The organism is Streptomyces sp. SLBN-8D4 (assembly GCF_049739545.1).
Taxonomy (GTDB): Bacteria; Actinomycetota; Actinomycetes; order Streptomycetales; family Streptomycetaceae; genus Streptomyces; species Streptomyces canus_C.
This window is the reverse complement of sequence record NZ_JBMGQC010000001.1, coordinates 7051364-7073874: the sequence shown is the minus strand read 5'-3', so window position 1 is coordinate 7073874 and position 22511 is coordinate 7051364. Positions and strand designations below refer to the sequence as shown.

The 22511-nt window shown below is 72.1% G+C and carries 16 protein-coding genes and 2 pseudogenes; 13 read left to right on the top strand and 5 right to left on the bottom strand.

Going from position 1 to position 22511, the window contains the following annotated elements:
• From RKD20_RS32100 to sucB, 3 genes are all read left to right on the top strand, one after another.
• Positions 1-1536 (top strand): leucyl aminopeptidase, encoded by a 1536-nt coding sequence (locus tag RKD20_RS32100; protein ID WP_424880754.1) that lies wholly within the window; start codon positions 1-3, stop codon positions 1534-1536.
• Between the two features lie 312 nt (positions 1537-1848).
• A complete protein-coding gene (gene lpdA, locus RKD20_RS32095) occupies positions 1849-3237 on the top strand; it encodes a dihydrolipoyl dehydrogenase (RefSeq protein ID WP_037899715.1) in 1389 nt (462 codons plus the stop codon).
• A 66-nt stretch (positions 3238-3303) separates the two neighbouring features.
• Positions 3304-5103, top strand: coding sequence for a 2-oxoglutarate dehydrogenase, E2 component, dihydrolipoamide succinyltransferase (gene sucB / locus RKD20_RS32090; protein WP_424880753.1), 1800 nt, complete (start codon positions 3304-3306; stop codon positions 5101-5103).
• Positions 5104-5162: 59 nt separating this feature from the next.
• Here sucB and RKD20_RS32085 read toward each other — a convergent pair whose 3' ends face one another.
• Positions 5163-5834: a hypothetical protein gene (locus RKD20_RS32085; RefSeq protein WP_424880752.1), complete on the bottom strand. Its 672-nt coding sequence runs from the start codon at positions 5832-5834 to the stop codon at positions 5163-5165.
• A gap of 214 nt (positions 5835-6048) precedes the next feature.
• Here RKD20_RS32085 and RKD20_RS32080 point away from each other — a divergent pair, with 214 nt between their 5' ends.
• The 4 genes from RKD20_RS32080 (at position 6049) to RKD20_RS32065 (ending at position 11269) form a co-directional block, all read left to right on the top strand.
• A complete protein-coding gene (locus RKD20_RS32080) occupies positions 6049-6672 on the top strand; it encodes a GntR family transcriptional regulator (RefSeq protein WP_424880751.1) in 624 nt (207 codons plus the stop codon).
• Between the two features lie 260 nt (positions 6673-6932).
• Positions 6933-9635, top strand: a complete 2703-nt coding sequence (gene aceE, locus RKD20_RS32075; RefSeq protein WP_424880750.1) for a pyruvate dehydrogenase (acetyl-transferring), homodimeric type — start codon at positions 6933-6935, stop codon at positions 9633-9635.
• Positions 9636-9719: 84 nt separating this feature from the next.
• The gene (locus tag RKD20_RS32070) at positions 9720-10694 is read left to right on the top strand and encodes a helix-turn-helix transcriptional regulator (protein ID WP_424880749.1); all 975 of its coding nucleotides are present in this window, start codon (positions 9720-9722) and stop codon (positions 10692-10694) included.
• Between the two features lie 56 nt (positions 10695-10750).
• Complete coding sequence (locus RKD20_RS32065) at positions 10751-11269, top strand: DUF4240 domain-containing protein (protein ID WP_424883373.1); 519 nt, start codon at positions 10751-10753, stop codon at positions 11267-11269.
• A gap of 24 nt (positions 11270-11293) precedes the next feature.
• On the opposite strand, the gene RKD20_RS32060 is transcribed toward RKD20_RS32065, so the two are convergent.
• Positions 11294-11527, bottom strand: a complete 234-nt coding sequence (locus RKD20_RS32060; RefSeq protein WP_424880748.1) for a hypothetical protein — start codon at positions 11525-11527, stop codon at positions 11294-11296.
• Between the two features lie 159 nt (positions 11528-11686).
• Here RKD20_RS32060 and RKD20_RS32055 point away from each other — a divergent pair.
• A pseudogene (locus RKD20_RS32055) lies at positions 11687-12813 on the top strand (lipid II:glycine glycyltransferase FemX).
• Between the two features lie 22 nt (positions 12814-12835).
• On the opposite strand, the gene RKD20_RS32050 reads toward RKD20_RS32055, so the two are convergent.
• Positions 12836-13762: a peptidoglycan recognition protein family protein gene (locus tag RKD20_RS32050; RefSeq protein WP_424880747.1), complete on the bottom strand. Its 927-nt coding sequence runs from the start codon at positions 13760-13762 to the stop codon at positions 12836-12838.
• 620 nt (positions 13763-14382) lie between these two features.
• Between RKD20_RS32050 and RKD20_RS32045 the strand changes: the two genes are divergently transcribed.
• Positions 14383-15567, top strand: a complete 1185-nt coding sequence (locus RKD20_RS32045; protein ID WP_424880746.1) for a MarP family serine protease — start codon at positions 14383-14385, stop codon at positions 15565-15567.
• A 181-nt stretch (positions 15568-15748) separates the two neighbouring features.
• Here the strand turns inward: RKD20_RS32045 and RKD20_RS32040 are convergent, their stop codons facing one another.
• Positions 15749-16237 (bottom strand): N-acetyltransferase family protein, encoded by a 489-nt coding sequence (locus tag RKD20_RS32040; RefSeq protein WP_424880745.1) that lies wholly within the window; start codon positions 16235-16237, stop codon positions 15749-15751.
• A gap of 74 nt (positions 16238-16311) precedes the next feature.
• Between RKD20_RS32040 and RKD20_RS32035 the strand changes: the two genes are divergently transcribed.
• Entirely contained in the window at positions 16312-17205 is an 894-nt protein-coding gene (locus RKD20_RS32035) for a TIGR01777 family oxidoreductase (protein WP_424880744.1), read from the top strand.
• A 203-nt stretch (positions 17206-17408) separates the two neighbouring features.
• On the top strand, positions 17409-18833 hold the full coding sequence (locus tag RKD20_RS32030; protein ID WP_424880743.1) for an NAD(P)/FAD-dependent oxidoreductase: 1425 nt from the start codon (positions 17409-17411) through the stop codon (positions 18831-18833).
• Positions 18834-18953: 120 nt separating this feature from the next.
• On the opposite strand, the gene RKD20_RS32025 is transcribed toward RKD20_RS32030, so the two are convergent.
• On the bottom strand, positions 18954-20390 hold the full coding sequence (locus RKD20_RS32025; RefSeq protein WP_424880742.1) for a regulator: 1437 nt from the start codon (positions 20388-20390) through the stop codon (positions 18954-18956).
• Between the two features lie 245 nt (positions 20391-20635).
• Here RKD20_RS32025 and lipB point away from each other — a divergent pair.
• Both lipB and lipA read left to right on the top strand, forming a co-directional pair.
• Positions 20636-21437: pseudogene (gene lipB / locus RKD20_RS32020) on the top strand (lipoyl(octanoyl) transferase LipB).
• Between the two features lie 74 nt (positions 21438-21511).
• Complete coding sequence (lipA, locus tag RKD20_RS32015; RefSeq protein WP_280851922.1) at positions 21512-22477, top strand: lipoyl synthase; 966 nt, start codon at positions 21512-21514, stop codon at positions 22475-22477.
• The last annotated feature ends 34 nt before the right edge of the window (positions 22478-22511 follow it).

Below are 22511 nucleotides of genomic sequence, written 5' to 3'. Positions count from 1 at the left end.
GTGACTGCTCTCACTCTCAGCACCTCCGCGGCGCCCGGCCTGCGGGCCGACGCGATCGTGATCGGTGTCGCCAAGGGCGCGAAGGGCCCGGTCGTCGCACCGGGCGCCGAGGCCGTGGACAAGGCCTACGACGGCAGGCTCGCCGGTGTCCTGGAGACCCTCGGCGCCTCCGGGGCCGAGGGCGAGGTGACGAAGCTGCCCGCGCCCTCCGGCCTCAAGGCCCCTCTCGTGGTGGCGGTCGGCCTGGGCGCCGAGCCCGAGAAGGACTCCGCCTTCGACCCGGAGGCGCTGCGCAAGGCCGCCGGTGTCGCCGCCCGCGCGCTGACCGGCGCGAAGAAGGCCGCGTTCGTGCTGCCGCTGGGCGATGCCGCCGACGTCGGCGCGGTCGCCGAGGGCGTACAGCTCGGGGCGTACTCCTTCACCGCCTACAAGGGGACCGCGCCTTCGGAGAACGCCGCCAAGGCCAAGAACGGCAAGGCTCCGCTGGCCGAGGCCGTGCTGCTGGGCGGCAAGCCGCGGGACGCCGCGTACAAGGCCGCGCTCGCCCGGGCCACCGCGGTCGCCGAGGAGCTCAACCGCGCGCGCGACCTCATCAACATGCCGCCCAACGACCTGAATCCCGAGTCCTTCGCCGCGATCGTGCAGACCGCGGGCAAGGAGCACGGCCTCAAGGTGCAGGTGCTCGACGTGAAGGCCCTGGAGAAGGGCGGCTACGGCGGCATCCTCGGCGTCGGCGCGGGCTCGACGTCGGGGCCGCGGCTGGTGAAGCTGTCGTACACCTCGTCCAAGGCGAAGAAGCACCTCGCGCTGGTCGGCAAGGGCATCACCTACGACTCGGGCGGCATCTCGCTCAAGCCCGCGGGCCACAACGAGACGATGAAGTGCGACATGAGCGGGGCGGCGGCGGTGTTCGCGGCCGTGGTCTCGGCCGCGCGGCTCGGCCTTGAGGTCAACGTGACCGGATGGCTGGCGCTCGCCGAGAACATGCCGTCGGGGTCCGCCACGCGGCCCGGTGACGTGCTGCGCATGTACAGCGGCAAGACGGTGGAGGTGCTCAACACCGACGCCGAGGGCCGGCTGGTGCTCGCGGACGCGCTGTGGGCGGCGTCGGCGGAGAAGCCGGACGCGATCGTGGACGTGGCGACGCTGACCGGCGCGATGATGCTCGCGCTGGGCAGCCGGACGTTCGGGATCATGGCCAACGACGACTCCTTCCGTACGGCGGTGCACGAGGCCGCGGAGGAGGTCGGGGAGCCGGCGTGGCCCATGCCGCTGCCGGAGCACCTGCGCAAGGGGATGGACTCGCCCACCGCCGACATCGCGAACATGGGTGAGCGGTTGGGCGGCGGGCTTGTCGCCGGTCTCTTCCTGCGGGAGTTCGTGGGCGAGGGGATCCCGTGGGCGCACCTCGACATCGCGGGTCCCGCGTTCAACGACGGCGGGCCGTTCGGGTACACACCGAAGGGCGGGACAGGGTCTGCCGTGCGTACGTTGGTGCGGCTGGCCGAGCTGACCGCCTCGGGTGACCTGGGCTGATGTTCGCCTGACGACTCGGCTCCCGAGGGGCGTGGACGGCTGCGGGCCCGTTGTGGTCTGTCGCGCAGTTCCCCGCGCCCCTGGGCGTCGCACCGCGGCCCCGGTCCAAAGTCTCACCTGAGCAGTCCTTCTCATGTGAGCGTGTGGTGTCTCACACCCCGGCCCGGCGTCTCGTTCAGGGCCGACAAGTGCGAAGATGGGGCTCGGCAGGACAGGGCCCCCACCACAGGGCCGAAGAAAGAGCGGCCGGACACCAGCCGCCGCCCGGTCACTGCAGACCGGCGTACGGCGCACATGCATGGAGGACGTGACGTGGCGAACGACGCCAGCACCGTTTTCGACCTAGTGATCCTCGGCGGTGGTAGTGGCGGTTACGCCGCGGCCCTGCGCGGGGCGCAGCTGGGGCTTGACGTCGCCCTGATCGAGAAGGACAAGGTCGGCGGTACCTGCCTGCACCGGGGATGCATCCCCACCAAGGCCCTGCTGCACGCGGGCGAGATCGCCGACCAGGCCCGCGAGAGCGAGCAGTTCGGTGTGAAGGCCACCTTCGAGGGCATCGACATCGCCGGGGTGCACAAGTACAAGGACGGCGTGATCGCCGGCCTGTACAAGGGCCTCCAGGGGCTCGTCGCCTCCCGGAAGGTGCACTACATCGAGGGCGAGGGCCGGCTGTCGTCGCCGACCTCCGTCGATGTCAACGGCCAGCGCATCCAGGGGCGCCACGTGCTCCTCGCGACCGGCTCCGTGCCGAAGTCGCTGCCGGGCCTGGAGATCGACGGCAACCGGATCATCTCCTCGGACCACGCCCTCGTGCTGGACCGCGTTCCGAAGTCCGCGATCATCCTGGGCGGAGGTGTCATCGGCGTCGAGTTCGCCTCCGCGTGGAAGTCCTTCGGGTCGGACATCACGATCATCGAGGGCCTCAAGCACCTCGCCCCCCTCGAGGACGAGAACTCCTCCAAGCTTCTTGAGCGCGCGTTCCGCAAGCGCGGCATCAAGTTCAACCTGGGCACCTTCTTCTCGAAGGCCGAGTACACCCAGGACGGTGTCAAGGTCACCCTCGCCGACGGCAAGGAGTTCGAGGCCGAGGTGCTGCTGGTGGCCGTCGGCCGCGGGCCCGTCTCCGCCGGTCTCGGCTACGAGGAGCAGGGCGTCGCGATGGACCGCGGCTACGTCCTGGTCGACGAGTACATGCGGACGAACGTCCCGACGATCTCCGCCGTCGGTGACCTGGTCCCGACGCTCCAGCTCGCGCACGTCGGCTTCGCCGAGGGCATCCTGGTGGCGGAGCGTCTGGCCGGTCTGAAGACCGTTCCGATCGACTACGACGGTGTCCCGCGGGTGACGTACTGCCACCCCGAGGTCGCCTCCGTGGGCATCACCGAGGCCAAGGCCAAGGAGATCTACGGCGCGGACAAGGTCGTCGCTCTGAAGTACAACCTGGCGGGCAACGGCAAGAGCAAGATCCTGAACACCTCCGGCGAGATCAAGCTCGTCCAGGTGAAGGACGGTGCCGTGGTCGGCGTCCACATGGTCGGCGACCGCATGGGCGAGCAGGTCGGCGAGGCCCAGCTGATCTACAACTGGGAAGCGCTGCCGGCCGAGGTCGCCCAGCTCATCCACGCCCACCCGACGCAGAGCGAGGCGCTCGGCGAGGCCCACCTGGCCCTGGCGGGCAAGCCGCTGCACTCGCACGACTGACCCTCGGTCACTGCACGTCGTAGCGACGACTCAGACTTCCGCAATTCGTAAGGAGCAACCGAAACCATGGCGGTTTCCGTAACCCTTCCGGCGCTCGGCGAGAGCGTCACCGAGGGCACCGTCACCCGCTGGCTGAAGGCCGAGGGTGAGCGTGTAGAGGCCGACGAGCCGCTGCTCGAGGTCTCGACCGACAAGGTCGACACCGAGATCCCCTCCCCCGCCGCCGGCGTCCTGGCCTCCATCAAGGTCGCCGAGGACGAGACGGTCGAGGTCGGCGCCGAGCTGGCCGTCATCGACGACGGCACCGGCGCCCCCGCGGCCGCTCCGGCCCCGGCCGCCGAGCCGGTCGCCGAGCCCGCCCCGGAGCCGGCCGCGGCCGCTCCGTCCACCGAGCAGGCCGCCCCGGCGCCCGCTCCCACCGCCGAGGCCGCTTCCGGCGGCGGCTCCGCCGAGGGCACGGACGTCGTCCTGCCCGCGCTCGGCGAGTCCGTCACCGAGGGCACCGTCACCCGGTGGCTGAAGGAGGTCGGCGAGGAGGTCGCGGAGGACGAGCCGCTGCTCGAGGTCTCCACCGACAAGGTCGACACCGAGATCCCCGCGCCGGTCGCCGGTGTGCTGCTGGAGATCGTGGTCGGCGAGGACGAGACCGCCGAGGTCGGCGCCAAGCTCGCCGTCATCGGCGCCCCGGGTGCGGCTCCGGCCGCCGCCCAGGCTCCCGCCGCTCCCGCCCCGGCCCCGGCTGCCGAGGCCCCCGCTCCGGCTCCCGCCCCCGCGGCTCCGGCTCCCGCTCCGGCTCCGGCCCCGCAGGCGCCCTCGGCTCCGGCCCCGCAGCAGCAGACGGCTCCGGCTCCCGACCCGGCGCCCGCCGCCCCGGCCCCGGCGCCCGCCCCGGTCACCCCGGCCCCGGCTCCCGCCGCGACCTCCGGTGACGACGGCGCCTACGTCACCCCGCTGGTGCGCAAGCTCGCTGCCGAGAACGGCGTCGACCTGGCCGGCGTCAAGGGCACCGGCGTCGGTGGCCGTATCCGCAAGCAGGACGTCATCGCCGCCGCCGAGGCCGCGAAGGCCGCCGCCGCTGCTCCGGCTCCGGCCGCTGCCGCCCCGGCTGCCGCCGCCAAGAAGGCGCCGTCGCTGGAGGCCTCTCCCCTCCGTGGCCAGACCGTCAAGATGCCGCGCATCCGCAAGGTCATCGGCGACAACATGGTCAAGGCGCTGCACGAGCAGGCGCAGCTGTCCTCGGTCGTCGAGGTCGACGTCACCCGCCTGATGAAGCTGCGCGCCCGTGCCAAGGACGCGTTCGCGGCCCGTGAGGGCGTCAAGCTCTCCCCGATGCCGTTCTTCGTCAAGGCCGCGGCCCAGGCGCTGAAGGCGCACGCGCCGATCAACGCCAAGATCAACGAGGGCGAAGGCACGATCACCTACTTCGACACCGAGAACGTCGGTATCGCGGTGGACTCCGAGAAGGGCCTGATGACCCCGGTCATCAAGCACGCGGGCGACCTCAACATCGCCGGCATCGCCAAGGCCACGGCGGACCTCGCGGGCAAGGTCCGCGCCAACAAGATCACGCCGGACGAGCTGTCCGGTGCGACCTTCACCATCTCCAACACCGGTTCGCGCGGTGCGCTCTTCGACACGATCATCGTGCCGCCGGGCCAGGTCGCGATCCTCGGCATCGGTGCCACGGTCAAGCGGCCCGCGGTCATCGAGACCGAGGAGGGCACGGTCATCGGCATCCGCGACATGACCTACCTGACCCTCTCCTACGACCACCGTCTGGTGGACGGCGCCGACGCGGCCCGTTACCTGACCGCGGTCAAGGCGATCCTGGAGGCGGGCGAGTTCGAGGTCGAGCTCGGCCTGTAAGCGGCTTCGCTTCCACGGTGCCCCCGTTCGGTTCTCCGGGCGGGGGCACCGGCGTTTCCTCACCTGGGCGTCAGCTGCCTGTCCGACCAGCCCCACAGTTCCTCCACCCACACATTGGGGACGGAGAGCTTCGGGGCGGGCGTGAGGTGCTGCGTGCGGTAGGCCTTCAGGACGTCGTAGGTGGCGTCCTGGCAGTCACGCGAGGTGAGTTTCCCGGTCCTCGGGTCGACCCCGACGAGGAACCCGCGGGCCTCGACCGTACGGATCATGGCCCGGGCGCTGTTCACGTCGTGCGTCGAGGACTTCGTGCAGCGGTAACGGCTGTACGGGTGCTCGGACCGGCCCGGGTAGTACGCGTCCGTGGACATGTCGCTGAGCATGCGGTCGTACGGCCCCTCGGCATGCCAGGCCCCGATGTCGCCGCCCGGCGGGGTGCACAGCTTCTCGCTGGGGTTCTCGACGGCGCCGTAGACCCAGCGGCCCGTGCCCGGGACCTTGAAGCCCCAGCCGACGTGGCCGAACTTCTGCGCCCCGTCGGGCTTGACGAAGACGCAGGCGGCACCCCGGCTCGGGGCCGGACCCGCCATGTTGGTGATCGCCCCGGCGCGGCTCGGTGCCGCCTCCGCCGTCTCCGCGGTCGACCGTGCGGCCGGCTGTCCGCAGCCCGCCACTGCGACGATCGCGCCGATCACGGCCCCGACCGCCGGCCCCCGTCGTCCCCCGATGCGCATGCCGTCCCCCTGCGGTGCGAAGAGGCGCCCCGTGCGGGAACCCCTTGAGGGACGCGACACTTCTCAGGGCCGTGGGGTTCCGTGGCTTGACAGAAGTCGTACGGCTGGGAGCGTGTAAGCCTCGTCTCACCTGCATGAAAGCGCCCCCGTGCGCCCCTCCCGGACGGGCCCTCGGCCTTATTGTCTAAACGTCAAACGCCCTTAAGGAGCTCTCATGACCGCGCCCGTCGTCCACTCGCTGCGCGAACAGATCCGCGAGCACATCGTGGAGGGGATCGTCAGCGGGCGCTGGCAGCCGGGCGAGCGGATCGTGGAGCGTCGTATCGCGACCGAGCTGGAGGTCAGCCAGACGCCGGTGCGGGAGGCGCTGCGCGAGCTGGAGTCGCTGCGGCTGATCGAGTCGGCGCCGAACAAGGGCGTACGGGTGCGGAACCTGACGGCGGCGGACCTGGAGGAGAGCTACCCGGTCCGGGCCGGGCTCGAAGCCATCGCGGCGGAGCTGGCGGCGGAGCGGCTGGCGCAGGACTGCTCGGCGCTCGAACCGCACGTCGCCGCGCTCTACGAGGCCGACCGGGCCTCCGACGGGACCGGCCAGGTGCGGCACACCGTGGGTTTCCACCGCGAGTTGGTGCGGGCGGCCGGCAACTCGGTGCTGCTGCACACCTGGGAGGGCCTGGGCATCGAGGTCTTCACCGCCCTGTCGATCCGCTGGCTGGGGACGGTCCAGCAGTCGTACGCGGAGGAGCACGAGGAGCTGGTGGCGGCCTTCAAGCGCCGGGACCCGCGGATTCCGGAGATCGTGAAGGCACATGTCCTGGGGTGCGCCCCGAGGGCCTGACACAGCCGAGCACACCTACGCTCACCTGCGGAAACCCTGCGAAATCAAGGCACCCGGTGTCTCCGCCGAAGGCACCCCGTGCCTACTTTCTCGTGATCAAGAAGTTTTGCCCCTCAACCCTTTGATCGATCATCGATCAGCGAGTTAGAGTCGCCGACGGGCCTTTACCAGGGCCCTCCGCCCTGTCCTGCCAAAGACCAAGGGCACCCCCGAAACCCTGCCTGATTGAGGGAACCCCTTCGACTGAGGAAGGCGGCGACATGACCGACCCCCACGCCATCCAGGCCAGCGAGCTCGACCAGCTCCCCGACCGGGACCCCGAGGAGACCGCCGAATGGCAGGCCTCCCTGGACGCGGTCGCCAAGGCGGCCGGCCCGCACCGTGCCGCGTACCTGATGCGCCGCACCCTGGAGAGGGCGGAGGGCAACGGCATCGCGCTGCCGAAGCTCCTCGAGACGGACTACGTCAACACCATCCCCACCGCCGCCGAGCCGTCCGCGCCCGGTGACGAGGAGATGGAGCGGAAGATCACCGCGTGGAACCGCTGGAACGCGGCCGCGATGGTCACCCGCGGCTCCAAATACGGCGTCGGCGGCCACATCGCCACCTTCGCCTCCGCGGCCTGGCTCTACGAGACCGGCTTCAACCACTTCTTCAAGGGCAAGGAGGCCGACGGGTCCGGCGACCAGCTCTACATCCAGGGCCACGCCTCCCCCGGCATCTACGCCCGCGCCTTCCTCGACGGCCGGCTCGACGAGTCCCAGCTGGACAACTTCCGCCGTGAGTCGGGCGGCAACGGCCTCCCGTCGTATCCGCACCCGCGCCGGCTGCCCTGGCTGTGGGAGTTCCCGACGGTGTCGATGGGCCTCGGCCCGCTCTCCGCGATCTACCAGGCGCGCTTCAACCGCTACCTGACCGCCCGCGGCATCAAGGACGTCTCGCAGTCCCACGTCTGGGCGTTCCTCGGCGACGGCGAGATGGACGAGCCGGAGTCCACGGCGGCACTCGCGCTCGCGAGCCGCGAGGGCCTCGACAACCTGACCTTCGTCATCAACTGCAACCTCCAGCGCCTCGACGGCCCGGTCCGCGCGAACTTCAAGATCGTGCAGGAGCTGGAGGCCCAGTTCCGCGGCGCCGGCTGGAACGTCGTCAAGTCGCTGTGGGGCAACGCCTGGGACGAGCTCTTCCAGCTCGACACCACGGGCGCGCTGGTACGACGGCTCCGCCAGGTACCGGACGCGCAGGTGCAGACGTACCAGACGCGCGACGCGGCCTACATCCGCCAGGACTTCTTCGGCAAGGACCCGGCGCTCGTCGAGATGGCGAAGCTGCTGTCCGACGACAAGATCCTCGAGTGCTTCCACCTCTCCCGCGGTGGCCACGAGGCGCGCAAGGTGTACGCCGCCTACAAGGCCGCCGTCGAGTTCAAGGGCGCGCCGACCGTGATCCTGGCCCAGACGGTCAAGGGCCACACCCTCGGCGAGGGCTTCGCGTCGAAGAACGCCAACCACCAGATGAAGAAGCTCTCGGTGGACGAGTTCAAGACGATGCGCGACCTGCTTGAACTGCCCATCAAGGACAGCGACTTCGTCGACGGCGTGGTGCCCTACGGCCACCCCGGCGCCGACTCCCCCGAGGTGCGCTACCTCCAGGAGCGCCGCGCGGCCCTCGGCGGCCCGGCCCCGGCCCGCCGGGTGCACCCGGTGGCCCCGCTGGCCGCGCCCGCCGAGAAGGCGTTCGCCTCCTTCGACAAGGGCTCCGGCACGCAGAACGTCGCGACGACGATGGCCTTCGTCCGCCTGATCAAGGACCTGGTCCGCGACAAGGAGACCGGCAGGCGCTGGGTGCCGATCGTCCCCGACGAGGCGCGCACCTTCGGCATGGAGTCGCTGTTCCCGTCGCTCGGGATCTACTCCCCCAAGGGCCAGACGTACGAGCCGGTCGACCGCGACCAGCTGATGTACTACAAGGAGGCCCAGAACGGCCAGATCCTCAACGAGGGGATCACCGAGGCCGGTTCGATGGCCGACTTCATCGCCGCTTCGACGTCGTACGCGACGCACGGCGAGGCGATGATCCCGTTCTACATCTTCTACTCGATGTTCGGCTGGCAGCGCACCGCCGACCAGATGTGGCAGCTCGGCGACCAGCTCGGCCGCGGCTTCCTCGTCGGCGCCACGGCGGGCCGTACGACGCTGACGGGCGAGGGCCTGCAGCACGCGGACGGTCACTCCCCGGTGATCGCTGCGACGAACCCGGCGGCGCTGACGTACGACCCGGCGTTCGCCTACGAGGTCGCCACGATCGTGCGCGACGGCATCCGCCGCATGTACGGCGAGGCGGCGCCCGGCGAGGACCCGAACGTCTTCTACTACCTGACGGTCTACAACGAGCCGCTCCCGCAGCCCGCCAAGCCGTCCGGCCCCGGCATCGACGAGGGCATCGTCAAGGGCCTGTACCGCTTCAACACGGCTGAGTCCGCGGGCCTTTCCCCGGCCGCGAACGCCCCCCGCGTCCAGCTGCTGGGCTCCGGCACGGCGATCCACTGGGTGCTGAAGGCACAGCGGATGCTGGCCGAGGAGTGGGGCGTGGCGTCCGACGTGTGGTCCGCGACGTCCTGGACGGAGCTGCGCCGTGACGCGCTGGAGGCCGACGCCGGCCTGCTGCGCGGCGAGGAGCGGGTCCCGTACGTCCGTCAGGCGCTGCACGGCGCCGAGGGCCCGGTGCTCGCGGTCTCCGACTACATGCGCCAGGTCCCCGACCAGATCGCGCAGTGGGTCGAGCAGGACTGGTCCTCGCTGGGCGCGGACGGCTTCGGCCTCTCCGACACCCGCGAGGGCGCCCGCCGCCACTTCGGCGTCGACGCCGAGTCGGTCGTGGTCGCGGCGCTCGCCCAGCTGGCCCGCCGCGGCGAGGTCAAGGCGACGGCGGTGAAGGAAGCGCGCGAGAAGTACGGGCTGTAAACGCCTGGGCTTCGAGGATTCGACGAAGGGGTACGGCTGCGGCCGTACCCCTTCGCTGTCAGTGGGCCCCGGCATCATGACCCCATGCGTGCTGCCCGGCTCATCAAGATGGTGCTGTTGCTCCAGTCCCGGCCCTCCATGACCGCCGCCGAGCTGGCGCGGGAGCTGGAGGTGTCGGAGCGGACGGTGACGCGGGACGCGCAGGCGCTGTCGGAGGCGGGGGTCCCGGTCTACGCCGACCGGGGGCGGGCCGGCGGGTACCGGCTGATCGGCGGGTACCGGACCCGGCTGACCGGACTGGCCCGGAGCGAGGCCGAGGCGCTGTTCCTGTCCGGGGTGCCGGGAGCGCTGCGCGAGATGGGGCTGGAGGACGCCGCCTCCGCCGCCCGGTTGAAGGTCTCGGCGGCCCTGCTGCCGTCCCTGCGGGACGCCTCCCGTACGTCGGCCCAGCGCTTCCACCTGGACGCGCCCAACTGGTTCACCGAGCCGAAGTCCCCCGAGCTGCTGCCGGCCGTCGCCGACGCGGTGTGGGACGACCGACGGGTCACCGCCCGCTACCGCGGCCGCGAGGGCGAGGTGGAGCGGGAGCTGGAGCCGTACGGGCTCGTGCTCAAGGCGGGCGTCTGGTACCTGTGCGCGCGTGTCCAGGACGGCGGTTCCTTCCGGGTGTACCGGATCGACCGCTTCACGGCGGTGACGGCCGGCGAGGTCCGCTTCGAGCGCGACGAGGAGTTCGACCTGCCCGGCTTCTGGGCGGAGCGCGCCGAACAGTTCGCACGCTCGATCCTGCGGGCCAAGGTCGTCGTACGGCTGTCCGGGGACGGGGTGCGACGGCTTCCGTACGTCGTCGATCCGGCCTCCGCGCGGGAGGCGCTGGCGGCCGTGGAAGCGGCTCACGAGGACGGATGGCTGACGGTGACGCTCCCCGTGGAGTCCGAGCAGGTCGCCCACGCGCAGCTGGCGGGGCTCGGTCCGGAGGTGGAAGTGCTGGCTCCGGAGAGTCTGCGGGCGCGCTTCGCCGAGGACGCGAGACGACTGGGCCGCCTGTACGGGACATAACAATCCGCCACACTCCACGTGCGCCCCACCCTTTCAGGCCCGATGCTGGACCCGTGATGGACGAGACGGAGTTCTGGGAGCTGGTGGACGCCACCCGCGAGGCCGCCGAGGGCGACCCCGAGGAGCAGGCCGACCTGCTGGTGGACCGGCTGCTCACGCTGGACCCGGAGATGGTCCTCGACTTCGCCCGTCACTTCGAGGCGCGCTTCAACCGCGCGTACACATGGGACCTGTGGGGCGCCGCGTCCATCCTGCTGGACGGGGCGAGCGACGACGCCTTCGACTTCTTCCGCTGCTGGCTGATCGGCCAGGGCCGCGAGGTGTACGAGGGCGGGGTGCACGACCCCGACTCGCTCGCCGACCTGCTGTCCGACTTCGACGAGGAGATCGACGGCGACGGCGAGGAACTGGGCTACGCGGCCGACGAGGCCTACGAGCAGCTCACCGGTACCGTCGCGCCCGACCTGGGCATCCCGCCCGCGGCCTCCGAGCCGCTGGGCGCGCCGGTCGACCTGGAGAGCGACCGGCTGCTGGCGGAGCGGTATCCCAAGTTGTGGGACCGCTTCAGGGGCTGAGTCCCCGTCACCGGCTGCCGTCTCTCAGGCCGCCGCGTTCCGGCGGCGGGTCGTGTCCGCCGGGAGGTACGCCTGCGTCTGGTCGGCCTTCACCGCGTGGTGCATCGGGGCCGCGTTGGCCTGGTCGAGCGCCGACGCGGTGCCTGCGGCCGGGCCGAGGACCACGGCGGCGACGGCGCAGACGACCGCCCAGGGGCCGCGGGCCGTCCAGGACCGTCCGCCGGGCTTCTCCGTGGTGCCCATGTGACTGCTGTTCATTTCTTCCCCACCTCCAGTCAGTGCGTGTGCATGACGATAGGGCGGCTGTTTCGGCGTGGTCCTTGAGTCGCCTACGAGGAACCTGTGAGGGCTCGGGCTCTTGACCCCCGCCGTCACTTCCGGCGTACCGTGGCCGCCCCGAACAGGAGCACCCCGCCCATGACCAGCCCGTATGTGCGCGAGATCACGCGCGAGGAACACCTCGCCCACCTGCGGCTGCATCCCGACGCGAGCCATCTCCAGATCCCCGAGTGGGCCGACGTGAAGCCCGACTGGCTGGCGGAGAGCCTCGGCTGGTTCGAGGACGGGACCAGGATCGCGACGGCCCTCGTCCTGTACCGGCCGCTGCCCGGCACCCGGCGCTGTCTCGCCTACCTCCCCGACGGACCGACGATCGACTGGCTGGGCCCGCGCCCGGAACGACTGCTGGATCCCCTGGTCGCCCACCTGGAGAAGCGCGGGGCGTTCTCGGTGCGGATCGGGCCGCCCGTGGTCGTCCGGCACTGGGACGCCGGGACGGTGACGGCGGGCCTCGCCGATCCCGACGTCCACCATGTGCGCGAGCTGCCCGCGGCCGGTGTCGACGGGTTCGCGCTGGACGCCGGGGAGCGGCTGCGCGGGCTCGGGTGGCGGCGGTGCGCGCAGGACGAGGACAGCGGCTTCGGCCTCGGGCAACCGCGGTACGGCTGTCACATCCCGTTGGCGGGCCGCTCGGTGGACGAGCTGCGCGCGGCCCTCGCGCCGCACTTCGAGCAGTCCCTGCGCACGGCCGAGTCGGCGGGCGTCCGGGTCTCCTGGGGTACGGCCGCCGATCTGCCCGACTTCTACCGCCTCTACTCCGCCACCGCGGCCCGCGACGGTTTCCGGGTCCGGCCCCCGGCCTACTTCCGGCGCATGTGGGAGGCACTGAACGCGGAGGACTCCGACCGGCTGCGGCTCTATCTCGCCGAGTACGACGGCGAGGTGCTCTCCGCCGCGCTGATGATCAACGTCGGCTCCCGGGTCTGGCACTCCTACGCCGGGTCGGGCCGCCGGGGGCGGGAACTTCGGCCCAGCAGCGCGCTGTTGTGGCGGATGCTGTGCGATGCGCGGGCGGCCGGCGCCGCGACGTACGACCTGCGTGCGGTCACCCCCTCCCTCGGCGAGGACCGGCTGCTGGGCCGGCTCCACTTCAAGACAGGGGCGGGGGCCGGGTCGTGGAGTACCTCGGCGAGTGGGAACGGCCGGTGGGGCTCCAGGGGCGGGTGCTGCAGCGGGCGTTGGGGGTGTATCTCGGGCGCAGGTGACGCGTCCGGGGTGCTCGTCGGGTCATGTCCTGCCCTGGAGGCGGGCCGCCTTCTGTCTGATCTGCGGCAGCAGGGCGCGCAGGGCGGCGCCGGGGCAGGTCGTCATGTAGGCGTCGCCGTGGGCCGCGAGGGCGGGCAGCGCCACGGTGGTGCCGTCGGCGTAGCGGCTGAGGCTGTTGCTGGAGGTGAGACGGACGGTGCTGCGCGGGTCGACGCCGGCGAGGCCGAGTTTCCAGGCCACCAGGGCGGCGATCGCGTCGGTCATCGCCCGCGGGACGCGGACGCCCGCGGTGAAGGTGCCGAGGGCGGCGATGCCCGCGGTGCGGTGGTTGAAGCCCAGGGTGTGGGCGCCGGTGACGGGGCGGTCGACGCCGCCCGCCCGGCCCTCGTAGATGGTGCCGCAGCGGTCGACGAGGAAGTTGTAGCCGATGTCGTCCCAGTTCCGGGCGCCTGTCTGGCCGGCGGCGAGGTAGCGGATGATGCGGGGGGCGTCGGCGCAGGCGTAGTCGTTGGGCGAGTCGGTGTGGTGCACGAAGACCGCGAGCACCTTGTCGTCGTAGCTGGGGGGCGGCGGGGTACGGGCGGTGGAGTTCTCCTCCCCGCCGACGGCCCACACCGACCTCGGCACGATGTGCGGCCTGACGGCCCCCCGCGAAACGACCCCGGGCCGTGCCGACGCGGCGCCCCCGGCACCCCCGGCGTCCACCGCCCGCTCGACCCCGCTGACACACAGCACCAGCCCGAGAACAACAGCGAGCCCGGGAACACAGGCCAGCGGAAGGGAAAGGGCGCGGGGGGTACGGCGTGGCGTCCTGGCGGGGTGTGGGGGTGCCTTGGGTGACCGAGCTTGGGTGTCCGGGGAGATGGGGGGTGGGGGCTCGATGGGTACGGGGGTCGCCGGGGTCGTTGGTTGGCGGGAAACCGGGGACCCGGAGGGGGACGCAGGCATGGTGGGGCCTGCGGGGGTGGGAGTCCCGGTGGGGGCCGCGGGCCCGGCGGAAGCTTCCTCCCCGGAGGGGCGGGACGGGGCCCCGGGCCCGGCAGTCGTCCCGGCCCCGACGGAAGCGGCCCCCCGGGCGGGAACCGGATCTCCGGCAGACGCCGTCGAGCTGACTGGAGCGGTACGTCCGGCGCAGTCCGTCGGCCCGCCAGGAGCCTCCGCTCCGGCAGAAACCGCAGCCCCCGTCGAACTGACCGTGTCCGCATCGGGCTCGCCGGTCGCGGGCACCGCCGGATCGGCCGTCGCAGGACGTGCAAGAGGTGGCCGCTCCCGGTGGCTGCGGGGGAGTCGGTTGTGCAGCGCGAGCCGGATTCGGCTCGCGGGGCGTATTCGGGCCGGCCGCTGCCTTCGCATCCCCCGGGCTCTTCGGACACGCATGGTCCCACTGTGGGACGGATCCGCTCCGCCCGCGATGTGTGCTGTGCCACCCGGTGGAACCATCGTCCTGGTCCGCGACGTTTTTCCAGGTGCACGCACGCGTGGCCGGTTCCCGGTGCCACGCGTGCGCGTAGCTGATCACTGGACGCCTCGCCTGCGTACTGAAGGTTCCGAGAGAGAAGGGCGGCTCCGTGGACGTGCTCGACATCCTGCTGTTGCTGGTGATCGCCGCCTATGCGGCCTCCGGCTACCGGCGCGGCCTGGTGGCCGGCTGCGTCTCGCTGGCCGGTTTCGTCGGCGGCGCGGTCGTGGGCGTGTGGGTGCTGCCGTGGATCATGGACCTGGTGACACCGGGGAGCACCGCCGCGACGGTGACCGCCGTGCTGACCGTACTGGCCCCGGCAGCCGTGGGACACGAGCTGGCGGGGCGGCTGGCGCTCAGGCTGCGCAGGGAACTGGACCAGGGGCCCCTGAGAGTCGCCGACGGCGTCGGCGGGGCCGCCGCCAACTCCGTGGCCGTGCTCATCGTGGCCTGGGTCGCCGCAAGCGTCCTCGGCGCGTCCTCGTCCCCGCTGGTCACCACCGCCATCCGGGACTCCGCCCTGCTCGGGACCGTCCAGGACGCCATGCCGGACACCACGCCCTCGTGGTTCTCCCGGGCCACCTCCGCGCTCACCGAGGCGGGCTTCCCGCAGGTCTTCAACCCGTTCGAGAACGAGTCGACGGCCGAGGTCGCGAAGCCCACCGGCGACAGCGTCACGGCCGCCGCCACCAACGCCGCCAAGCTCAGCACCGTCAAGATCGAGGGCGCCTCCGGCACCCAGGGCCGCGAGGGCAGCGGCTTCGTGTACGCGCCGCAGCACGTGATGACCAACGCCCACGTGGTGGCCGGCATCGACGAGCCCAACGTCCGGATCGGCGGGGTCGGGCAGGCGTACGAGGCGCGGGTGGTGCTGTTCGACCCGGACAAGGACGTGGCCGTGCTGTACGTCCCGGATCTCCGCGCCCCGGTGCTCCGCTTCGACGGCGGCGCCTCCCGGGGCGACTCCGCGGTGGTCGCGGGCTATCCGCAGGACGGCGACCTGAACCTCCAGGCGGCCACGGTGGCCAACCGGGTGAAGGCGACCGGGCAGAACATCTACAGCGACGCCACCGTCACCCGCGAGATCTACTCGATCCGCTCGACGGTCCGCCCCGGCAACTCCGGCGGCCCCCTGCTGACCACCTCCGGCAAGGTCTACGGCGTGGTCTTCGCCCGCTCCACCTCCGACGACGAGACGGGTTACGTCCTGACCGCCGACGAGGTCGCGGGAGACGCCGAGAAGGCGGCAGCCGCCACGTCACCGGTGGACACGGGCGAGCTGGTCACGTCGTGACGCGGCGTCCTCCCGGATGATGGGGCCACGGTCCCGCACGGCACCGGTCCCGTACCGGTTCCGCATGGCTTCCCGGAGGCTCCCGTGCCCGTCTTCTTCCTGATCTCACTGCTCGTGGCGGGGATCGCGCTCCACCTCGTGGTGCGCAGACGCCGTACGACCGCCGCGGCCGACCAGGTCCTCAGAGACGGCGCCCCATGAGCACGTCGTCGACGTACTCCCCCGCCAGCAGGAACTCCTCCGGCAGCACGCCCTCGACCGCGAAGCCCTCGGCCTCGTAGAGCCTGCGGGCCGGGGTGTTGTGGCCGAGGACGCGCAGGGTGAGGCGGCGGGCGCCCCGGCGGCGGGCCTCCTCGGTGATCGCGCGGACCAGGGCCCGGCCCACGCCGCGCCCACGGGCCTGGGCGCTGACGACGAAGCCCTGGATCTGGCGCACATGGGCGTTCGCGTCGAGCCCGGTGGGGAAACCGAGACGGACGTACCCCAGGATGCGGCGGTCCGCCTCGGCGACCAGGCAGTCGCCGGGGAGGTGACGCTCGTCGAAGAACGGCCGGTAGGGCGGCCGCTGTTCGGGCAGGACCTCGTGCAGGGGCGACCATGCGGCACGGTCGAGGCGGGCCAGCTCCTCTTCGTCGTCGGGGAGGGCGAGGCGTATGGACAGGTGGGACATGTCCGTCACCCTACGGGGGCGCGGGTACCGGAACCAGACATCGTTTTTACGCACCCACCAGGCAGGATGAGGTCATGCAACTTTCAAGAATCGCGGTGGCCGGGGCGTCCGGACTGATCGGCTCGGCCCTGGTGCGCTCTCTCACCGCGGACGGGCACGAGGTGGTGCGCCTGGTGCGCCGGGAGCCCCGGGACGACACCGAGGTCCGGTGGGACCCCGAGGCCGGGCGGGTCGACACGGCCGGCCTCGCCGGGTGCGACGCCGTGGTCAACCTCGCCGGGGCGGGCGTCGGTTCGCGCCGCTGGACGGAGGCGTACAAGACCCGGATCCACGACAGCCGGGTGAACGGCACGAGGGCCCTCGCCGAGGCGGTCGCCTCCCTGGACGAGCCGCCGCGGGTCTTCGTGAACGGCAGCGCGATGGGGTACTACGGCGAGACCGGCGACCAGGTCGTCGACGAGGACTCGCCGGCCGGCCAGGGCTTCCTGCCCGAGCTGTGCGTGGAGTGGGAGGGGGCGGCCGCGCCCGCGCAACAGGCCGGCGTGCGCACCGCGTTCACCCGCACCGGCCTGGTGGTGGGTCGCGGGGGCGGGGCCTGGGGCAAGCTGTTCCCGCTGTTCCAGGCGGGGCTCGGCGGGCGGATGGGCGACGGTGGGCAGTACTGGTCGTTCATCGCGCTGCACGACGAAGTGGCCGCGATCCGCCATCTCCTGGAGACCGACGGGCTGGCCGGACCGTTCAACCTCACCGCCCCGCAGCCCCTGACGAACCGTGAGATCACCGAGGCCATGGGCCGCGTGCTGCACCGGCCGACGCTCTTCAGCGTGCCCGCGCCGGTACTGCGGGCCGTGCTCGGCGAGATGGCCGGGGACGTGCTCGGCAGCGCCCGGGTGCGGCCGACGCGGTTGCTGGAGTCGGGGTTCACGTTCGCGTTCCCGGACATCGAGGGGGCGATCCGGGCGGCGTGAGGAAACGCGCCGGGCACGCCTGTGCCGTACGACGTCCTCGGCGACCGTCTGTGACGAGATGCGACCGGTGTGCGACCGTGCCCTGCCGATGCGCGACTGTTCCTGACCGGTCGCAGCCCTACCCTCGACCCGAACTCGGGTATCCCCGGAGCCTGTTGGGGGCATGACGTCCCCACCGGCCGCGCAACCTCGAGGAGGGGCACGTGCTTGAGCCCGCGTACCAGGCGGACGTCGTGATCGTGGGAGCCGGGGTCGCCGGACTCTCCGCGGCACATCGACTGACCAGCCAAGGAGTGACCGTCGCGGTGTTGGAGGCCGCCCCCTGCGTGGGCGGCCGCATGTCGACCGAGAAGATCGACGGCTTCCGGCTCGACCGGATCGGACAGCTGCTGTCCACGGCGTATCCCGAACTGCGGCTGACACCGGGACTCGACGGGCTCGTACTGCGCCCGTTCGCGCCGGGGGTCCTGCTGCACCGCGACGGGCGCCACCACCGGGTGGACGCTCCGGCGGGCGCCCGGAGCGCGAGGGGCGCACTGCGCGCGGTGCGCGCCCTGGCGAGCGCCCCTCGGGGGGTGCCGGGACCGGGGCTGGTGGCGGCGTCGCGGAGGGCCGCGTTCCGGGTGCTGCCCGGTGCCGGTCAGGGAACCGCGTCCCGGGTCGCCCGCGGGGCCGCGCCGCTCGGCGGTGCCGTCGATCAGGCCCGGCTCGGTGCCGCGCTCACCCGGCTCGCCCACGTGCCCGTCGAACGCCTCCTCGCCCGTCCCGAACTGCCCGCCGGGCAGGCGCTCGCGGCCCGGGGGCTGCCCGCGCGCACGATCGACGGGTTCCTGCGTCCGCTGCTCGCCGCGCTGCTGTGCGACCCCGCGCTGACGACGTCCAGCCGGTGCGCCGACCTCGCGCTGCGGGCCTTCGCGGGCGGGCGGCTGTGTGTCCCGGAAGGAGGCGCGGAGGCGCTTCCGGAGCTGCTCGCGCAGACGCTGCCGGCCGGGACCGTGCACACGGGGGTGCGGGTCACGTCCGTCGCGACCACGTCGGTGACCACCGCCGAGCACGGCGAGATCCGGTGCCGGGCGGTGCTGCTGGCGACGGACGCGGTGGCCGCGGCTCAGTTGCTGCCAGGACTGCGGGTACCGGACTTCCACCCGGTGACGGTCGTCCACCACACGACGGACGACCCGCCCCGCACGGGCTCCGCGCTGCTGCTCGACGCCGACCGGGGCGGCCCGGTGGCCCACACGGCGGTGATCAGCGAGGTCGACCCGAGCCGGGCCCCTTCGGGCCGGGCCCTGATCTCCTCGACGGTCCTCGGCACCCCTCCCCCGGACCTGGAGACGGCCGTACGCACCCACCTGGCCCGCCTTTACTGCACGCCGACGCACCGCTGGGAGACCCTCGCGGTCCACCACACCCGGGAGGCGGTCCCGGCCATGCCCGCCCCCCACGACCTGCGCCGCCCGGTGCGCCTCCTGGCCGGCCTCTACGTCTGCGGCGACCACCGCGACACCAGCACGGTCCAGGGCGCCCTGCACTCGGCCCACCGGGCAACAGCGGCCATCCTGAAGGACCTGGGCGCGTCGGGCTCGATGCACAGGGCAGACCCGGCCCCAACAGCACAGGCAGCCTGACGGTCACCCGCGCCCCGTCAGGGGCGCGGGGCTGTACCCATATGCGGCTCCGCCGCGTGGGCGCGATCAGCCACGACGGCGCGGCACTTGGCAACGGACTGCCGGGATACGGCGAGACTCCTACCCCAGCGCAGCAACCTTGTCCCGATAACTCCGAACCGGCGCCGCATCCTTATAGGGCTCCAACCGCCGCTCGAAGTCCCGCACATACTCCACCGCCCGCACCGACCGCATCTCGGCGGCCTGTCCGGCGGCCTCCGCGGCCAGCGAGCAGGCCTGGTCCAGCTCACCCAGCCCGAGCCGCGCGGAGGCGAGCACGACCCGGCAGAACAACCGACTGCGGGCGTACGCGGGCGCACGCAACTGAAGCGAGCGCTCGGCGTGTTGCGCCGCCGCCCGGAACTGCTGCAGGTCCCGGTGGCAGTGCCCGAACTCGTCCGCCAGCTGTGCCTCGTCGAAGAACCGTGCCCAGTTCGGGACCTCGTCGCCGGGACGCGCCGCCTCCAGGGCCCGCTCCGCGCGGACCAGGGACGCCGTGCACGCCCGCACCTCCCCCAGCACGCCGTGCCCCCGCGCCTCGGCGGAGTGCAGCAGCGCCTGGACGACCGGTGGGGCCGTCGTGCCGACACCCTGCTGGGCCACCCGCGCGAGCTGGATCGCCTCCCGGCCGTGCCCCAGGTACACGGCCTGCCGGCTCATCGTGACCAGCACATACGCCCCGTACGCCCGGTCCCCCGCGGCCTGCGCGAGCCGCAGCGCCTGCACGAAGTACCGCTGCGCGAGCCCGTGCGCCGCGATGTCGTACGACGTCCAGCCGGCGAGCCGGGTCAGGTCCGCGGCCGCGGCGAACAGCCTGCGCCCGGTGGTCTCCCCGTACGTGCCGCGCAGCATCGGCTCGCACTCGTGCTCCAGGTACCGGACCAGGGCCTGCCGGGCGTGGCCGCCGCCGTACTGGTCGTCGAGGGTGCGGAAGAGGTCGCCGACCGAGCCGAGGGCGGCGATGTCGCCCCCGGTGACCTTCTGACCGGGCCCGCGTTCGGCATGGCCGCGCTGCCGGGGCACCACCGGGCGCCCCTGGGCAGGGACCCGGAGGGGAGGCTCACCGCGGGCGACCCTGTCGTCGGGGCGGCCGATCAGCCAGTCGCGGCTGGGCACGACCAGTCCGGCCGGGGTGAAGGCGATCTTGCGGAGTTCGGCGTGGCTGCCGGAGTCCTTGCGCCACAGCCCGCTGACGATATCGACGGCCTCCTCGGGTCCGGCGGCGAACTCCAGCCCGGCGTAGACGGGCGCGCAGGCGTCGAGGCCGAGGTCCTGCGCGGAGAGCCGGCGTCCGAGCCGGCGGGTGAAGACCTCGGCGATGAGGGCGGGCGTGGTGCCCCGGGGCTGCTGCCCGCGCAGCCACCGGGTCACGGAGGTCTTGTCGTATCTGAGATCCAGCCCGTGTTCGAGACCGAGCTGGTCCACACGTCGGGCGAGACCCGCGTTGGAGAACCCCGCTTCTGCGATGAGCGCGGCGAGCTGTCGATTGGGAGTGCGCTGCGCGGGTCGTTCCGTCATCTGCGGTGCGGTCTCCTGCCTTTCGGGCCGTCACGTGGTCACGTGGTGCCCGGATTGCCTGTGAGCAGCCCTTATGGCCTCTACGAACGGCGCGAATGTAGCGGAGAGTGAGCAGGCGATCGCACACTTCGACGCTCGTTCATCCGATCGTGTGAGGATTGCCCCCAGGGCTGACGCCCGCGGCCCGGACGTACAGTGGCGTAGGCACCCTTCGTGCCTTACGACCTTCTAGGGAGGCGCTTGCCGTGAGTGGGTTGCGGTTCGTCCGCATGGGGTTCGGTGCGGACGCGGTCGAGTACCGGGAAGCCTGGGACGAGCAGCGCCGGGTGCACGCGGCGCGGTTCGAGGACGAGATCCCCGACACCGTCCTGCTGCTCGAACACCCCCCTGTGTATACGGCGGGCCGGCGCACCGCGGACAACGAACGCCCCCTGGACGGCACCCCGGTCGTCGACGTGGACCGCGGCGGCAAGATCACCTGGCACGGCCCGGGCCAGCTGGTGGGCTACCCGATCCAGAAGCTCCCGCGGCCGGTGGACGTGGTGGCGCACGTACGGCGTCTGGAGGAGGCCCTGATCCGCACCTGCGCGGAGTTCGGCGTGGAGACCACCCGGGTCGAGGGCCGCAGCGGCGTGTGGGTGCTCGGCGACCCGGTCGAGACGCGTCCGGCGATCGGCGGGCTCTCCCTGGACTTCGATCCCCGGCTGACGGACGAGGAGTTCGACCCGCGCATGAACGGCCCGGAGTACGCCCCGTCCAACGCGGGCCAGCGGCGCGAGGACCGCAAGATCGCGGCGATCGGCATCCGCGTCGCCAAGGGCGTGACGATGCACGGTTTCGCGCTGAACGTGAACCCGGACAACAAGTGGTTCGACCGGATCATCCCCTGCGGCATCCGCGACGCCGGTGTCGCCTCCCTCGCCGGCGAGCTCGGCCGGGACGTGACGATCGACGAGGTGCTGCCCCGTCGCCGAACGGCACCTGCGGGACGTACTGGAGAACGCGGAACTCAAGCCGAGGGTGATCGAGAAGACACCGGCAGCCTGAACACCGCCGCAGACTTTCAAATCAACGGGCGTACCCTGAACAACGCCGAAGAATCAAACGCTAGGGAGCCGGTCGTGTCCGCAGTCGCCCCCGACGGACGCAAGATGCTGCGCCTGGAGGTCCGCAACGCCCAGACCCCCATCGAGCGCAAGCCCGAGTGGATCAAGACCCGGGCGAAAATGGGTCCCGAGTACACCGCCATGCAGAAACTCGTGAAGAGCGAGGGCCTGCACACGGTCTGCCAGGAAGCCGGCTGCCCCAACATCTACGAGTGCTGGGAGGACCGCGAGGCGACCTTCCTCATCGGCGGCGACCAGTGCACCCGGCGGTGCGACTTCTGCCAGATCGACACCGGCAAGCCCGAGGCCCTCGACCGGGACGAGCCGCGCCGCGTCGGCGAGTCCGTGGTCACCATGGACCTGAACTACGCCACCATCACCGGCGTCGCCCGCGACGACCTGGAGGACGGCGGCGCCTGGCTGTACGCCGAGACGGTCCGCCAGATCCACGAGCAGACGTCTTCTCGTGAGGCGGGCCGCACCAAGGTCGAACTCCTCGCTCCCGACTTCAACGCCGTGCCGGAGCTGCTCCAGCAGGTCTTCGAGTCCCGCCCCGAGGTCTTCGCGCACAACGTCGAGACGGTCCCGCGGATCTTCAAGCGCATCCGCCCCGGCTTCCGCTACGAGCGCTCGCTGAAGGTCATCACCGACGCCCGTGACTTCGGCCTGGTGACCAAGTCCAACCTGATCCTCGGCATGGGCGAGACCCGCGAGGAGGTCAGCGAGGCGCTCCAGCAGCTGCACGACGCGGGCTGCGAGCTCGTCACCATCACGCAGTACCTGCGCCCGTCGGTGCGCCACCACCCCGTGGAGCGCTGGGTCAAGCCGCAGGAGTTCGTGGAGCTGAAGGAGGAGGCCGAGCAGATCGGCTTCTCCGGTGTGATGTCCGGGCCCCTCGTCAGGTCCTCCTACCGGGCGGGCCGGCTCTACCAGATGGCCGTGGAGAAGCGGGGCGCGTACGTCGCCTCGCAGGCCGTCTGAGCATCCCCCGAATGGCACGGAGTGCCACGCCAAA

Coding starts and splice junctions, on each gene's coding strand:
- sucB (WP_424880753.1), top strand. CDS start 3,304: ATGGCGGTTTCCGTAACCCTTCCGGCGCTCGGCGAGAGCGTCACCGAG.
- RKD20_RS32085 (WP_424880752.1), bottom strand. CDS start 5,834: ATGCGCATCGGGGGACGACGGGGGCCGGCGGTCGGGGCCGTGATCGGC.
- RKD20_RS32080 (WP_424880751.1), top strand. CDS start 6,049: ATGACCGCGCCCGTCGTCCACTCGCTGCGCGAACAGATCCGCGAGCAC.
- aceE (WP_424880750.1), top strand. CDS start 6,933: ATGACCGACCCCCACGCCATCCAGGCCAGCGAGCTCGACCAGCTCCCC.
- RKD20_RS32070 (WP_424880749.1), top strand. CDS start 9,720: ATGCGTGCTGCCCGGCTCATCAAGATGGTGCTGTTGCTCCAGTCCCGG.
- RKD20_RS32065 (WP_424883373.1), top strand. CDS start 10,751: ATGGACGAGACGGAGTTCTGGGAGCTGGTGGACGCCACCCGCGAGGCC.
- RKD20_RS32060 (WP_424880748.1), bottom strand. CDS start 11,527: ATGAACAGCAGTCACATGGGCACCACGGAGAAGCCCGGCGGACGGTCC.
- RKD20_RS32050 (WP_424880747.1), bottom strand. CDS start 13,762: ATGCCTGCGTCCCCCTCCGGGTCCCCGGTTTCCCGCCAACCAACGACC.
- RKD20_RS32040 (WP_424880745.1), bottom strand. CDS start 16,237: ATGTCCCACCTGTCCATACGCCTCGCCCTCCCCGACGACGAAGAGGAG.
- RKD20_RS32035 (WP_424880744.1), top strand. CDS start 16,312: ATGCAACTTTCAAGAATCGCGGTGGCCGGGGCGTCCGGACTGATCGGC.
- RKD20_RS32025 (WP_424880742.1), bottom strand. CDS start 20,390: ATGACGGAACGACCCGCGCAGCGCACTCCCAATCGACAGCTCGCCGCG.